The 13,000-nt window shown below is 56.2% G+C and carries 13 protein-coding genes; 11 read left to right on the top strand and 2 right to left on the bottom strand.

Features of this window, described 5'->3' with window-relative positions; translation table 11 throughout:
• Positions 1–45: 45 nt before the first annotated feature.
• The 8 genes from R5H23_RS01425 to recQ all read left to right on the top strand — a co-directional run bounded on the left by R5H23_RS01425 (position 46) and on the right by recQ (position 9,278).
• Positions 46–531, top strand: coding sequence for a sigma-70 family RNA polymerase sigma factor (locus R5H23_RS01425; protein WP_317214582.1), 486 nt, complete (start codon positions 46–48; stop codon positions 529–531).
• 115 nt (positions 532–646) lie between these two features.
• Entirely contained in the window at positions 647–1,222 is a 576-nt protein-coding gene (locus R5H23_RS01420) for a sigma-70 family RNA polymerase sigma factor (protein WP_046901528.1), read from the top strand.
• Between the two features lie 208 nt (positions 1,223–1,430).
• Entirely contained in the window at positions 1,431–1,604 is a 174-nt protein-coding gene (locus tag R5H23_RS01415) for a NepR family anti-sigma factor (protein ID WP_160298815.1), read from the top strand.
• Positions 1,605–1,695: 91 nt separating this feature from the next.
• Entirely contained in the window at positions 1,696–3,501 is a 1,806-nt protein-coding gene (locus tag R5H23_RS01410) for a sensor histidine kinase (RefSeq protein WP_317214020.1), read from the top strand.
• A gap of 84 nt (positions 3,502–3,585) precedes the next feature.
• Positions 3,586–5,277 carry a thiol reductant ABC exporter subunit CydD gene (gene cydD, locus R5H23_RS01405; RefSeq protein WP_317214018.1) on the top strand — a complete coding sequence of 564 codons (1,692 nt, stop codon included), beginning with the start codon at positions 3,586–3,588 and terminating at the stop codon, positions 5,275–5,277.
• Complete coding sequence (gene cydC / locus R5H23_RS01400; RefSeq protein WP_317214016.1) at positions 5,274–6,947, top strand: thiol reductant ABC exporter subunit CydC; 1,674 nt, start codon at positions 5,274–5,276, stop codon at positions 6,945–6,947. Before cydD ends, cydC begins: the two co-directional genes overlap by 4 nt.
• A 59-nt stretch (positions 6,948–7,006) precedes the next feature.
• A complete protein-coding gene (locus tag R5H23_RS01395; RefSeq protein WP_046901524.1) occupies positions 7,007–7,414 on the top strand; it encodes an OmpA family protein in 408 nt (135 codons plus the stop codon).
• 13 nt (positions 7,415–7,427) lie between these two features.
• Positions 7,428–9,278: a DNA helicase RecQ gene (recQ, locus tag R5H23_RS01390; RefSeq protein WP_099212447.1), complete on the top strand. Its 1,851-nt coding sequence runs from the start codon at positions 7,428–7,430 to the stop codon at positions 9,276–9,278.
• A 15-nt stretch (positions 9,279–9,293) separates the two neighbouring features.
• Here the strand turns inward: recQ and R5H23_RS01385 are convergent, their stop codons facing one another.
• Positions 9,294–9,761 (bottom strand): copper chaperone PCu(A)C, encoded by a 468-nt coding sequence (locus tag R5H23_RS01385; RefSeq protein WP_099212706.1) that lies wholly within the window; start codon positions 9,759–9,761, stop codon positions 9,294–9,296.
• A 107-nt stretch (positions 9,762–9,868) separates the two neighbouring features.
• On the opposite strand from R5H23_RS01385, the gene nrdR reads away from it, so the two are divergent.
• Genes nrdR through thiL form a run of 3 tightly spaced genes read left to right on the top strand, consistent with a single transcriptional unit; the run spans position 9,869 to position 11,802 of the window.
• Positions 9,869–10,372, top strand: a complete 504-nt coding sequence (gene nrdR / locus R5H23_RS01380; protein ID WP_064273249.1) for a transcriptional regulator NrdR — start codon at positions 9,869–9,871, stop codon at positions 10,370–10,372.
• A complete protein-coding gene (gene nusB, locus R5H23_RS01375) occupies positions 10,369–10,851 on the top strand; it encodes a transcription antitermination factor NusB (protein ID WP_046901521.1) in 483 nt (160 codons plus the stop codon). Before nrdR ends, nusB begins: the two co-directional genes overlap by 4 nt.
• Positions 10,852–10,854: 3 nt before the next feature.
• Positions 10,855–11,802, top strand: coding sequence for a thiamine-phosphate kinase (gene thiL, locus R5H23_RS01370; RefSeq protein ID WP_211496878.1), 948 nt, complete (start codon positions 10,855–10,857; stop codon positions 11,800–11,802).
• A 21-nt stretch (positions 11,803–11,823) separates the two neighbouring features.
• Here the strand turns inward: thiL and R5H23_RS01365 are convergent, their stop codons facing one another.
• Positions 11,824–12,993 carry a hypothetical protein gene (locus tag R5H23_RS01365; protein ID WP_099212443.1) on the bottom strand — a complete coding sequence of 390 codons (1,170 nt, stop codon included), beginning with the start codon at positions 12,991–12,993 and terminating at the stop codon, positions 11,824–11,826.
• Between the last annotated feature and the right edge of the window lie 7 nt (positions 12,994–13,000).

The raw sequence follows: 13,000 nt of genomic DNA, 5'->3' as shown, positions 1-13,000 counted from the left end.
ACGGCTCCACAGGAGAAAAGAGGCGTTTCCTTTCATCAGGAACTCCTGAAAACGTTGCCAGACCTCCGTGGTTTCGCACGGTTCCTGACACGTGATGCCGTCGCAGCAGACGATCTGGTGCAGGACACAGTTGTTCGCGCACTCGCTGCGCAAGCACAGTTCCAGGCGGGAACCACACTCAAAGCCTGGCTGTTCACAATTCAGAGAAATGCCTTTTACGAACAGCGTAGACGATCTTCCCGTGAACAGGAGATCATGCAGAACGTAGAAATGGACATGCCCCTGTCGACCGAAATTCCCTCCATGCAAAGTGCCCGAGATGCCGTAACGGATCTCGGAGAGCTTATCTGGAAACTTCCGGACCTTCTGCGCGAAGCTATCATCCTCGTGGGCGCACAGGAGCTGTCTTATGAAGAAGCCGCCTGCATCTGCAATGTTCCATCGGGAACCATGAAAGCACGTGTCTCACGAGCAAGAAGCCAGCTTTCCATGTTGGCCGAAGGAAAAAATCATCAGAAAATGACTCTCTAACCAACTGACAAATAATAATTTTTGAAAAATATCAAAAAAAATCTCCTTTTGATGCAACGATCCTGGAACCCCGTTCATTGATCTCATGAAACAGGACGAAACCAGGAGTACTCCCATGACGTTCCATGATCAGGTCATCGCAATCCTACCGAAGCTGCGTGTGCAGGCCCTGTCCCTGACGCGTAACCGCGCTGCTGCGGAGGACCTTGTTCAGGACGCCGTGTGCAATGCTCTAGCCGCCCAGAACAGCTTCATTCCCGGCACGAATTTCTCAGCATGGATGCATCGTATCCTGCGTAACCGCTTCATCTCCGACCTGCGCAAGCGTCGTGAGACGACCGACATTGACGATGTGCCAGCATCAACATTCGCAAGCCCCGCAACGCATGAAGATCGTCTCGCTTTGAAGGATCTGTCGCTGGCACTCTCTCGCTTGCCGGCCGACCAGCGCGAGGCACTCGTTATGGTCGTTATTCAGGGAATGAGCTACGAAGCGCTGGCTGAAGCAACTGACTGCGCTGTTGGTACAGCTAAAAGTCGCGTTTTCCGCGCTCGCCGCCAGCTTGAAGCATGGATGACAGGCGATATGCCGAGCAACGACAAGCTGCGCGTGAAGGTGAAAGCCCTGCGTGATGCTATCGATGTGCGCCATCGTGCCGGACAGTCAGCAGACGATCTGCTTTTCTCGTAAGCCTGGATTGAACTTTTCGCCTCTCAGAAACGTTCGTATTTCGCCCATTTCGGAATTGAAGCGATTGCGGTAACTGAGCCGTTTTTGTAAACAGTTCTTTACCGCCGTGCAGGTCTGTAGCTTTCGAACAGCCTCAGAACCACACGGCGATCTGCAGGGAGCAGAGGCGATTATTCTGCGTTGTCACAGAGAGGCTCAGGACTAGACAATGACCGGAGGAGACAAGTCCCAATCCTCATCCGGAAAATCCAAAGGCGATGATCAGGATTCTCCCTTTGGCATCTGGCTGAGCCGCGGACTTCATCAGCTCTTTGACGATGTTGCGAGCGAACCTATCCCTGAAGAGCTTTTAAAGCTGATCGAAGAAGACCGGAAAAAGTGATTGCACAGGAAACCTGGCCTGAGATCCTGGGCAGCAGGTCATAAAGGGTCTCGTCATTCCTTATCGCAGAATGGTTTTTCGCAGCGTTCGCATGTTCGATACGGTTGGGGCTCGCGTTATGGCCCTGATCGTCGCGACGACGCTTCCTCTTGCGACAATTGCGGGTCTTCTGGCGTGGCATAGCTACCAGGAAAACGTTGGCAATGCTCTGGCCAGAACCGAGCGTGACGCTCAGGCAGCGCTTTCCGAGTTATCAAGCGATCTGGACCAGACCCACAGCGTGCTGGACATGCTGGCTGACAGGGACATCACCGCGGAAACGGCTCTCCGTGAATTCGGCCTCGTCCAAACGATTTCCCAGCATCATTATTGCTCGCTGATGCTGACTGACGCGCAGGGGCATCCGTCAGTTGTGCTTCCTCCACCGTCGTCTCAAGACCCGGCGATCTGTCCGTCCGGGCAACTCCTGACAACGCTGAACCAGAATGGCGCACGCCCTAATATCGGTGTCGATGTCATCAAGGGGGGGCGTGGCCCTCTCATAAGATTCGTCGTTCCCCTGATGAATCAGGGCACGATCGCAGGCTATATCATCGCAGTAAGGACACTGGGCTGGCAGCGCAGCCATCTCCCTGCTGGTGATGGAAGACTGCTCCTCGGTGTCAACGACAATGCGAGAAACCTCCTCATGATGGGGGACGGGTCGATTTTTTCGCTTTTTCCAGATCGACCCAATATTCCAGAACTTCCCACGGCTGTGCATGATCGGCTGAAAAGAGATATTGCGAATCATGCTTTGCATGACTCATTCACGTTTCACGGCACAACTTATGTTTTGCAAAACGCCTATGGCCCGGTCAGTCTTCTTGTTGCTACCGAGCGAACCCGCGAAGAAAGTCGGGCACTTAATATTTTTCTGATCCGCGTAGGTCTGATTGCGACGCTTCTGGTTCTGGAATTGCTGATCGTTGCGTGGGCTGCACGGACTTTCCTTGTAGAACCCTTGGAAAGACTTGCCCTGGCCGTAGCGGACTGGCGGCGAGGGGCACCATTCGACCCGCGTATCAATCGTTCCATCCCTCTGGAAATCCGTCATCTTGAGCGTGCCTTTCTAAGAGCAACGCGCCGGCTCACGCGACATGAACGCGCCCTTGAGAAGTCCGCACACCATCAGGACATGCTCATCCGGGAAATTCATCATCGGGTTAAAAACAATCTTCAGGTCATTGCATCTCTCCTGAATCTTCAAGCCAGTCGCATCCGGTCCCATGAGGCCCGCGAAGAATTTAGACTGGTGCGGGACAGGGTCCGCGCGCTCGCTACGCTGCATCGTTATCTGTATTCCGAAAACGGCCTTTCGGCGCTGGATGTTCAAAGCTTTCTGGAAGAGCTGTGTTCAATTCTCTTCTCTGCCCACAGCATGAATACGCAGACACGCATTCGGCTGGAACTGGACATCGAACATGTCCTGATTTCACCCGATCAAGCAGTCCCTGTTGCTCTGATCGTGACTGAAGTTGTCAGCAATGCTCTCCGTTATGCTTTTCCAGAAAATCGTTCGGGCGTCGTTCGGATTTCGCTTCACCGCGTCAAAAATCCACCTGCCGACAAATCCGGGTTGGTAGAATTTGAACTCGGAGATGACGGGATCGGGCTCGAAGCGTCCCGCGCGACCGAATCACGGAACAGACGGGAAGGGATCGGCATTCAGTTGATCCGGGGATTTGCCCGCCAGATCAATGCGGATCTTCTCATCTCAAATGAGAACGGCACATGGTACAACATGAAGTTCGTACCCGCAGATCCGTCGCCAACAGCTGTCGCGATTGCCCATAAAGCAATCCACAGCGAAGAGTCGCCATCGTTCACAGGCTCCGGCAGCCCGTCCGACTCCTGAAATAACCACTTAAAATCTAAATAAGCAGCAAGAAATGCGTCAAAGACTGTCTTGTGGCGACTTTGCGACCTATATGCAGGGATCATGAAGGCCGACAAGACAATCGCAAAAGCGTGGATAAAAGCTCAGGGGCGTGCCAGCCGTTCCCTGACCTCCGTTATAGTGATCCTCGGACTGCTCTCGACTCTCCTGGGTCTTCTGCAGGCATGGGCTCTGGCCCGGACACTTGCCGCCATTCTGACCGGACATCCGGGCAACGCCCCCCCGGCTATCGGAATGTTCATTGCCGTGAGCGTGATCCGCGTAGGCCTGACGGCAGTGCAGGACATCAGAGCATCGTCCGCAAGTCTTTCGGCCCGCCGCCGACTTCGTTCTGAAATCATGGCTCGTATTATTGGCGAAGGTCCTGCGCTCCTGCGTCGGCAACACAGCTCGGCAATCGCCTCCACCCTTGTGGATCGCGTGGAAGCGCTGGATGGGTATTTCGCACGCTGGCTCCCGGCATCTGCGCTGTGGCTCGTCTCACAATGGATCGTTGTCGCGGCAGTCTTCTGGCAGAACCATCGTGCAGGCATCATCCTCGCAATCTGCTGCGCGTCCCTTCCGGTCTTCCAGGCATTCTTCGGGATCGCCACTGCCGTTGCATCCCGCCGTCAGTTTCTGGCGATGACACGTCTGCAGACGCGCTTTCTGGACCGCGTAAAGGGAATTGCCACGATTGTCCTGTCTGGCAGCACGGAGCGTGAAGCCCAGGCGCTGGCAGCAAGTGCTGACGATCTCCGCCTACGGACCATGAAGGTCCTGCGTATTGCCTTTATTGCATCGGCCACCACAGATATCGCCATGGTCGTAGCGCTGGTGTTGATCGTCATCACCCAGAGCCATAGCCTTAGCAGCGGGACGCCTGAAATTGCCCTGACACGCGCCCTTTACGCCATTCTTCTTGTGCCAGAAGCATTCGCGTCTTTTCGTGCCTTATCTGCGGCTTATCAGGATCGCGCCCATGCGACAGCAGCCGCCGAGGCTATGCACGAGTTGGCCGACCTTCCTGAAGAACTGTCGTCAACGCCCGCACTTGCCGCTGTACAGAATGGTCGTGGCCTCACCATGACTGCTGAAAACCTGTCGTTTTCCTGGAACGAAGAGCGTGGTCCCGTGATCGAAAACGTGAGCTTCACGCTCCCGGCTGGCGAGACATTGATCCTGGAAGGGCCCTCGGGCGCAGGCAAGTCCACACTTCTCGAACTTCTTCTGGGTTTTGTAGACCCGACACAGGGCCGCATCCTTCTGGATGGCACAAACATGGCTACCCTGACGCCACGACAGATTTCATCCCGCATTAGTTGGATCGGTCAGAAACCGGTCCTTTTTGCAGGAACAATTCGCGAGAACATTCTTTTCGCTAAACCTGAGGCTTCCGACCAGGAGTTGCAGTCAGCAATTTCTTACGCGGCAATGGATAGCTATATCCCGCATCTTCCCGAAGGCTTGGAAACGCGGATCGGAGAAGGCGGGTTTGGTCTTTCAGGCGGACAGGCCCAGCGCATTGCAATTGCCAGAGCCTTCCTCAAGAACGCGCCACTTCTGCTTCTGGACGAACCCACATCACATCTGGACCCGGCGACAGAGGCAGACATCCTGACCAGCCTTCATCGTCTGGCTGAGGGGCGAACGGTCGTCCTCTGCACTCATTCTGCGCAAGCCCAGAAGTTCCATGGTCGCCACCTTGTTCTCAGCAAAGGTCGCGTTATCTCCTATACGGAGCAAGCAGCATGAGCGCTTCTCTTCAATCGCAGCGCCCAGAGAACAGCACGGCTCTCTCGCGTATTATCCGCGTCTGGAAGCCACATTACGGCCGCCTAATTACAGGCATCGTCATTGCAGAACTGGCTGTATGTTCCAGTCTGGCTCTGATGGGGCAGGCCGGTAGTCGCGTTGCTGCTGCAGCCGTAGGAGTTGCTGCTGGCTCGATGCTGTTACAGGCAGCCGGTGCCTCCCAGATCGTCCTGCGATATCTGGAACGCCTCTATACGCATGATGCGATGTTCCGCGCCCTGTCAGACCTGCGTGTGTGGTTTTATCGCCGTCTCGCAAACGGCGCAGCAGCAGGCCTTGGCTTCCAACGCTCTGGAGATCTCCTGTCTCGTCTGGTCTCGGACGTCCAGACGCTCGATAATCTCTACCTGCGCATTCTGGTCCCGATGGCGTCCGCTGTTCTGACGCTGCCTGTTGCCGCGTTTGTCTGGCTTAAAGCTGGAACACTCCCCGGCTTGCTCACAACAGCTCTATTTGCGGTTCTCGCTTTCGCCATGCCTTGGGTGGCAACCCGAGTGTCACGGCGTTTCGGCCCGGACATTCTTCACGCTGAGGCGGATCTGCGCGTAGCAGCTCTTGATCTGACGTCAGGTCTCCGTGAGGCTCGTGCTTTCGGCGCCGAAGACGTCCTTGCAAACGCGGTGACTGAACGCCAGGAAGCCCTGTTCTCTGCCCAGCGCAGACAGGCCATCCGCATGGCGCTGACAAATCTGGTGGCTGGCCTGGTCGCCAAAGCAGGCATCGCTATCATTCTCTGCGCAGTCGCAGGTCTGATTTTCCAGCAGGCCGCGCCAGTTGCTGGCATCGCAGCACTTTTTGTTGCCATTACCGCTCTGGAAGGCGTGACGGGCCTCTCTCGTGCAGGCCTTCTATATGGCCAGGTTTCGTACGCTGCTGAACGCATCATGGAAGTCGCCGAGAAGACCCCTACTGTCGCCGAGGGAACAACGCCGCTTCCATCTGGACGAGACATCAAAGTCGATAGGGTAACCTTTCGATGGACCCCGAATCGGGAACCAGTTTTTCGTGATCTCACCCTCTCTCTTCGCCAGGGCGAACGCGCGGCGCTGATTGGCCCGTCAGGTGCCGGAAAATCCAGTCTCGCAGCGCTGATCCTGAAAGTTGTTGCGCCTGAAGACGGAGAAATTCGTCTGGGTGGCGAAAATATTGCCAATCTGAACAACGACGCATTGCGCTCTCAGGTCGCGTGGCTCTCGCAGTCCAGCCACCTTTTTGATGATACGATCCGCAATAACCTTCTTCTTGGTCGCACCGACCTTCCAGAAGCCGCACTTTGGAACGCTCTCGATCAGGCGAAAGTCGCGGATCTGGTGCACAGCCTTCCTGAAGGTCTGGATACATGGATTGGTGAAAGCGGATCGAAACTCTCCGGCGGGCAGGGGCGGCGCATAGCACTCGCCCGTGTCCTGCTGTCAGACGCCCCGATCCTGATCCTCGATGAACCTGCAACAGGCCTCGATGCAGATACCGAGAAGGCGTTCCTGGAGACCCTGAACAACGTTGCAGAAGGCCGCAGCGTTCTGCTGATCGCTCATCGCCTCACAGGCGTTGAAAGGCTGGATCGCATCTGGCGCCTTGAGAACGGACAGGTAGTTTCAAGCGCAGGTTGACCAGACTCTGCCGACAAGGCACCTAGGAGCCTCAATTCTTTCTCTCAGGACGTAACGCCATGGTTCGTATCCTTTCTTCCATCCGTATTGCGGCTCCGGCTTTCGTCCTGACCGCCGCTCTGGCCGGTTGTGCCGACCAGCCGACACGCGACAGCTACGTTGTTTTTTTCGACCGTGATTCCGTTTCACTGAGCCCCGTTGCTCAGGCTGTTGTCACAAAAGCGGCTACGGCAGCACGCAATGAGCACGCTCAGAGCATCCGCGTTTCCGGTTCTGCTGGCATGAACGGTGATCCGGCCGTTCTTAAGGAACTTGCTGACAGCCGCGCACAAGCCGTTGCAACACAGCTTGCCAATGACGGCGTGAATGGTGCGAAAATTGAGATCAAGCCAGAGCCAGAGACAACCATCGACGCCTCCCACGTTGCGCTGCGTCGCGTGTCCATCACGATCACACCGGGTCTTTGAGCCGGAGCCCGGAGTGACGGAGGGACAAAACCACCCTGCGGCCAGACCGGGCCAATCTCCCGAACAGGTTCTTGCAGACGTGTTCGGGTTTCCAGGATTTCGCGGCCTCCAAGGAGAGGCCGTTGAAACTGTCATGCGGGGCGAAGACGTTCTCGTCCTCATGCCCACCGGTGGAGGAAAGAGCCTCTGCTATCAGGTTCCCGCATTATGTCGGGACGGCATGGGTCTCGTTATTTCTCCCCTGATTGCCCTGATGGACGATCAGGTAGCCGGCCTGAGGCAGCTCGGAATCCGTGCCGCAGCTCTTCATTCCGAGCTGGACGCCGAAGAGCGTGACATCCTGCATCAGGATCTTCGCAATAATCAGATCGACATTCTGTACATTTCGCCGGAACGACTTTTACAGCCCGCGACCAGCAACTTTCTCTCCAAGCGCCGTATTTCCCTGATCGCGATTGATGAGGCTCACTGCGTTTCTGCATGGGGACACGAATTCCGACCGGAATATCGGGCCCTCGCATCGCTTCCTGAACTCTTCCCGAACGTTCCCCGTATTGCCCTAACGGCAACCGCTGACCCGCGCACACGCGACGATATCCTGAATGTTCTCGGGATGCCCGATGCACGCGTCCTGATGGCGAGCTTTCACAGGCCTAATCTTTTCATGGAAGCCCGCCCAAAGGGAGGCGAAAGCAAGCAGCTGACCGAGGCACTGGAAAGCCATCGGAGCGGTGCTGCCATCGTCTACTGTGGAAGCCGTAACAAGACCGAACGTGTAGCAACAATGCTGCGGGGCAAAGGCCTGACTGCGCTTCCATTTCACGCAGGCCTGTCTCCCATTGAAAAACGCGCAACGCTCATGCGGTTCCGCTCCGGCGAGGACATGGTCATTGTTGCCACAGTAGCGTTTGGAATGGGCATTGATCGCCCGGACGTCCGCTGTGTAGTGCATCTGGACATGCCATCCTCACCGGAAGCCTATTACCAGCAGATTGGACGGGCAGGGCGTGATGGTGAGAAGTCTGACACGCTCCTGCTTTATGGCGGTGAGGATATGGCTCGCGCGCGACACTGGCTGGAGCAGTCAAGCGCGCCTGACAACGAAAAGCGCGTCATGCAGTCCCGTCTGGAAAGCATGATTGCCCTCACGGAAACCACAGGCTGCCGCACACAAGCTCTTCTCGCCTGCTTTGGAGAAAATCTGTCCTCTCCCTGTGGCCATTGCGACAACTGCATCAATCCCGTGTCCACATTCGATGGCACTGAAGCCGCACAGAAAGTTTTGTCAGCCATTTATCGCACAGGACAACGCCTCGGCGCCGTCCAGCTCACCAACGTCTTACGCGGCAAAACCAACGAAACCATCGAACGTCACGCCTATCAGCACCTTTCAGTGTTCGGGATCGGGAAGGATCAGACCGAGAACTGGTGGCGTGCCGTGGTCAGACAGCTCATCGCGCGCGGGGCAATCCGGACGCATGGCGAACATGGAAGCCTTGCGCTTCAGAGCGAGATTGCGCGGCCAATCCTTCGTGGGGAAGAAAGGGTCTCTTTGCGACTGGACGCCAAGCAGAGCCTTATTGCGCGGTCTCCGACCACCAATCCGGAAAACGACAATCTTTCCGCAGAAGAAAAATCCGTTTTCGATGCGCTGCGGCAATGGCGCCTTTCAGAAGCGCGGGAGCAGGAAATTCCCCCTTACGTCATTTTCCACGATTCGGTTCTTCGGGACATCGCAAGAGAACACCCCGTCAGCCATCAGGAACTCGGCAGTATCAAAGGGGTCGGGGCCTCGAAACTCGACCGGTACGGCGAATCGGTTTTGGCCGTTATCAAGGAGATCTCAGCCACCATCATGGCCTGAGATCCCCAAATCAGTTTATTTGGCCGCTTCGACCGTAAAACCGATCGTTATGCTGTCACCGTCGAGGAACTCGAAGGTAAACGGTACTTTCTGTCCGATCTGAAGACCCTGCTGCACACCACCGCACAGCAGGTGATAACCGGAAACCGGAAATATCATGTCTGAATTATGGGGCAGGGCCAAATGCGAAAACAGATCGTTCGTCGCCTGCGTCTGCTCCTGGTTCGTGTGATGCGCCGTGATGGTGGAGCAGGCCGGTGACGTGATGCCCTTCAACAGATGATCACTGTCATCGTCATTGCGAATCGTAAAATACGCATTGGCCCGTGTGTCATCATGCTTCGACGGGGCAAGTGTTCCATCCAGAACGACAATTTTTTGGCGATTATGCTGTGCAACTGGCAGAGCGCCAGTGTCCTGCGCAAAAGCAGGAACAGCAGAGAGCGATAACAAGACAGCAAAAGCCGCAGATACCCGTTTCAACGATAGTCTCCCGGTAACGGACAGGCCCATTTGGGCCAGAACGGATGATCCGGTAAACTGCTCCTATTTTCCTGGCCCCGACAAGGCCCGAACGATCAGGACTGTTCATGCGTTGCCCTTTCTGCGGACACGACGACACTCAGGTAAAGGACAGCCGGTCCAGTGAAGACGGGACCGCGATCCGACGTCGGCGCGTCTGCTCGGTCTGCACACAGCGCTTCACAACCGTAGAGCGCGTTCAGCTTCGCGAGTTGAACGTTATCAAGGCAGATGGCCGGCGCGTGCCCTTCGATCGGGACAAGCTCAGTCGTTCGATCCGCGTCGCTTTGCGCAAACGCCCCGTTGAAGAAGAGCGGCAGGAACGCCTGGTCAATGGGCTTGTCCGGCAGCTTGAGGCGTCCGGAGAGCAGGATATTTCTTCACATCGTATCGGCGAACTTGCGATGGACGCATTGCGCGAGGTGGACGGTGTGGCTTATGTCCGCTTCGCCAGCGTTTATCGCGACTTCCGCGAGGTCGAGGCTTTCTCGAAGATCCTCGCCGACATGAACCCCATAACCGGGGACGCAGACGCGTCCTCCGGAAAAAACGACTCCCAGGAGACACCATGACCGCATCAGACGCGCCCAACAGCCGACCAACGCGCCGCAGCCGGACAATTGCCCGTGTTGCAGCCGTTCAGGCTCTGTTCCAGTGCGAACAGTCCGGCGACAATGCGGAGACCGTTCTCGGCCAGTTTCTCCGTCACCGCCGCGTCAGCCCGACAGCATCCTTCGAAGACGGCCACATTCCTGATGCCGACCTGACTCTGATGCAGGAAATTGTTCGTGGCGTAACGCTCGATCAGGACAAGATCGACCACACGTTAAGCGATCTGCTTCCCGAGCAGTGGCCAATGACGCGTCTCGATCCCGTTCTTCGCGGACTGCTCCGGGCAGCAACATTCGAAATCGCTGACACCGATACGCCCGACCGCATCGTGATCAATGAATATATGGACGTTGCGCACGGCTTTTTCTTCGGGGATGAGCCAAAGATGGTGAACGGCATTCTTGATGCCGTCAGCCGGCGCAACGAAAGCAACACCTGAAGCATGTCGGGCGAATTCAGTTTCATCGCCCGACATTTCCGGCAGCTCGCTGGCCCGGAAAGTCTCGACCTTCGAGACGACTGCGCGCTGATCTCTTGCCCCTCGGGGCAGGAGATGGCCATTTCTACCGACACGATGGTCGAGAACGTCCATTTTCTGACGGATGATCCCCCTGAAACAGTGGGGCGCAAGCTTCTCCGCTGCAATCTCTCAGATCTCGCCGCCATGGGCGCAGAGCCCTATGCCTACACCCTGAACGTCACCATCCCACACGCATCTTGCTACGATGACGTGTGGTTCAGTGCGTTTGCTGCGGGCCTGGCGGAGGATCAGAAGCTCTATGGCGTAACGCTACTCGGGGGAGACACGACCTCGACGGCGGGTCCACTTGTTCTGTCAGCAACAGTTTTTGGACGACTGAAAAAAGGCACTGCTCTTCGCCGGAGCGGAGCCAAAGCTGGTGACAGCCTGTGGGTTACCGGAACAATCGGTGATGCCGCGCTTGGCCTGTTAGCTCTCCAAGGAAAAATTTCTGATCCAACAGGTTTCCTGTCAGAGCGTTACCGTTTGCCCCGCCCACGAACGGGTTTGAACCTGAGTGGGCTTGTGCATGCGGCTATGGATATTTCTGATGGCCTGATACAGGACTCCGGTCATATCGCGGCAGAATCCGGTGTGGCCATAGATATTTTGGCAGACACAGTTCCGGCCTCCTCGGCTGCCAACGCACTCGGGTCACAATGGCTCGAACAACGTCTCACAGGCGGCGATGATTACGAGCTTCTTTTAACCTGTGCCCCTGAAAACGAGAGCATGTTGGTTCAGGCGTGCTCTCAAAGAAACGTGCCCGTCACTTGTATCGGGGCCATCCGCTCAGGAGCGGGAGTTCACGTTCTAAATGCTGAGGGACAGGTTATGGAAATACAAAAAAAAGGGTGGCAGCACTTCTAAAGCTGGCACCCCTTTCAGAGCTCAATCCTGGACTGAGCGTTCGTACAGGCGATAACGCTTGTAAGGGTGCGGAACTACAGCTTCCGCCAAATTCTTCATTCTCGTGTCAGATTCCTGAATCCACCCAAGTTCTACCCAGGAGTAGGGTAGCGAGCGCCCGCGACGCAGCAGTTCCGAAATTGCCAGAGAGGGCAGGAGAGAGCCCAGCATCGTGCCCTGAAGCTTGCGCGTAACGCCCAACAGAATGACACGCGCAGAATGGAAGCGATGCAGTCCCAGACGGGCAGCGAGCTTGATCCAACCAAGCGGGGTGGGATCACCACCGAGATCGCCTGCAATATCGTAGAGATTGGGAACAACCAGAGCCATGGCCACCGGCTCACCGTCCTGATCAATCTGAACATAATGCTCAGGTCTCAGCAGCGGCTTGAGCTGATTGATCATCGCCTTCATTTCGTAGTCCTGCAAAGGCACGAAATTATACTTTCCACTCCAGGCATCGTTGTAGAGCGTCCGCAGGACTTCACCTTGCGCTGCGATCTGCTTCTTGGAAAGACGCGTCACGGAAATGGATCCGAGACGACCTTCTCCGATTTTCAGATCACCCGGAACGCGAAAATTGGCCCTGTTTTCTTCAGTCAGATCGAAACGGTAGCTCAGAAGATCTTCGCTTCGTTCGTAGCCAGCGCCTTCGACCAACTGCCCCAGCAGTTTGGGGTGCCAGGGCATCGCAATCATGAGTGGCTGATCCTGCCCCTCGATCATGAGCCCGGATTCACCATTCCCGCTCAGCGTAACCGGACCACGCACGCGATCCATGCCCTGAAGGCGAAGCCAGTGACGGGCCGCACTCAGGAGGGCTGCAACAACAGACGCCTCCGGCACAGCATCCAGTGCGCCAAAAGACCCTGTTTTCTCACCCCAGAATTCAATCGCACGATGATCAACAATCGCAGCAATACGCCCGACAGGGGTGTCACCACGCCAAGCCAGAAAATAGCGAATGCTGGCATGACGGAAAATGGCAGCTTTCTTGGGGTTCAGAAGGTCATTCTGTTCCATGTCCAGTGGTGGAACAAACCCGGGCATTCCAGCGTAAATACGGCGGGGCAGGGTAATAAAGAGCTTCAAATGTGCCCGCGTCGTAACCGGACGGACTACTAGATCATCTTGCGGAGCGGGCGATGTCATAGGGTCG

Source organism: Gluconobacter sp. GP1, assembly GCF_032913585.1.
GTDB lineage: Bacteria > Pseudomonadota > Alphaproteobacteria > Acetobacterales > Acetobacteraceae > Gluconobacter > Gluconobacter cerinus.
The sequence above is the reverse complement of the archived record's forward strand: the minus strand, read 5'-3'. Positions and strand labels throughout refer to the sequence as shown.

What these genes read in the sequence shown, in the direction of transcription:
- R5H23_RS01420 (WP_046901528.1), top strand. Translation starts at nt 647, where the DNA reads ATGACGTTCCATGATCAGGTCATCGCAATCCTACCGAAGCTGCGTGTG.
- R5H23_RS01415 (WP_160298815.1), top strand. Translation starts at nt 1,431, where the DNA reads ATGACCGGAGGAGACAAGTCCCAATCCTCATCCGGAAAATCCAAAGGC.
- R5H23_RS01410 (WP_317214020.1), top strand. Translation starts at nt 1,696, where the DNA reads ATGTTCGATACGGTTGGGGCTCGCGTTATGGCCCTGATCGTCGCGACG.
- cydD (WP_317214018.1), top strand. Translation starts at nt 3,586, where the DNA reads ATGAAGGCCGACAAGACAATCGCAAAAGCGTGGATAAAAGCTCAGGGG.
- cydC (WP_317214016.1), top strand. Translation starts at nt 5,274, where the DNA reads ATGAGCGCTTCTCTTCAATCGCAGCGCCCAGAGAACAGCACGGCTCTC.
- R5H23_RS01395 (WP_046901524.1), top strand. Translation starts at nt 7,007, where the DNA reads ATGGTTCGTATCCTTTCTTCCATCCGTATTGCGGCTCCGGCTTTCGTC.
- nrdR (WP_064273249.1), top strand. Translation starts at nt 9,869, where the DNA reads ATGCGTTGCCCTTTCTGCGGACACGACGACACTCAGGTAAAGGACAGC.
- nusB (WP_046901521.1), top strand. Translation starts at nt 10,369, where the DNA reads ATGACCGCATCAGACGCGCCCAACAGCCGACCAACGCGCCGCAGCCGG.
- thiL (WP_211496878.1), top strand. Translation starts at nt 10,855, where the DNA reads ATGTCGGGCGAATTCAGTTTCATCGCCCGACATTTCCGGCAGCTCGCT.
- R5H23_RS01365 (WP_099212443.1), bottom strand. Translation starts at nt 12,993, where the DNA reads ATGACATCGCCCGCTCCGCAAGATGATCTAGTAGTCCGTCCGGTTACG.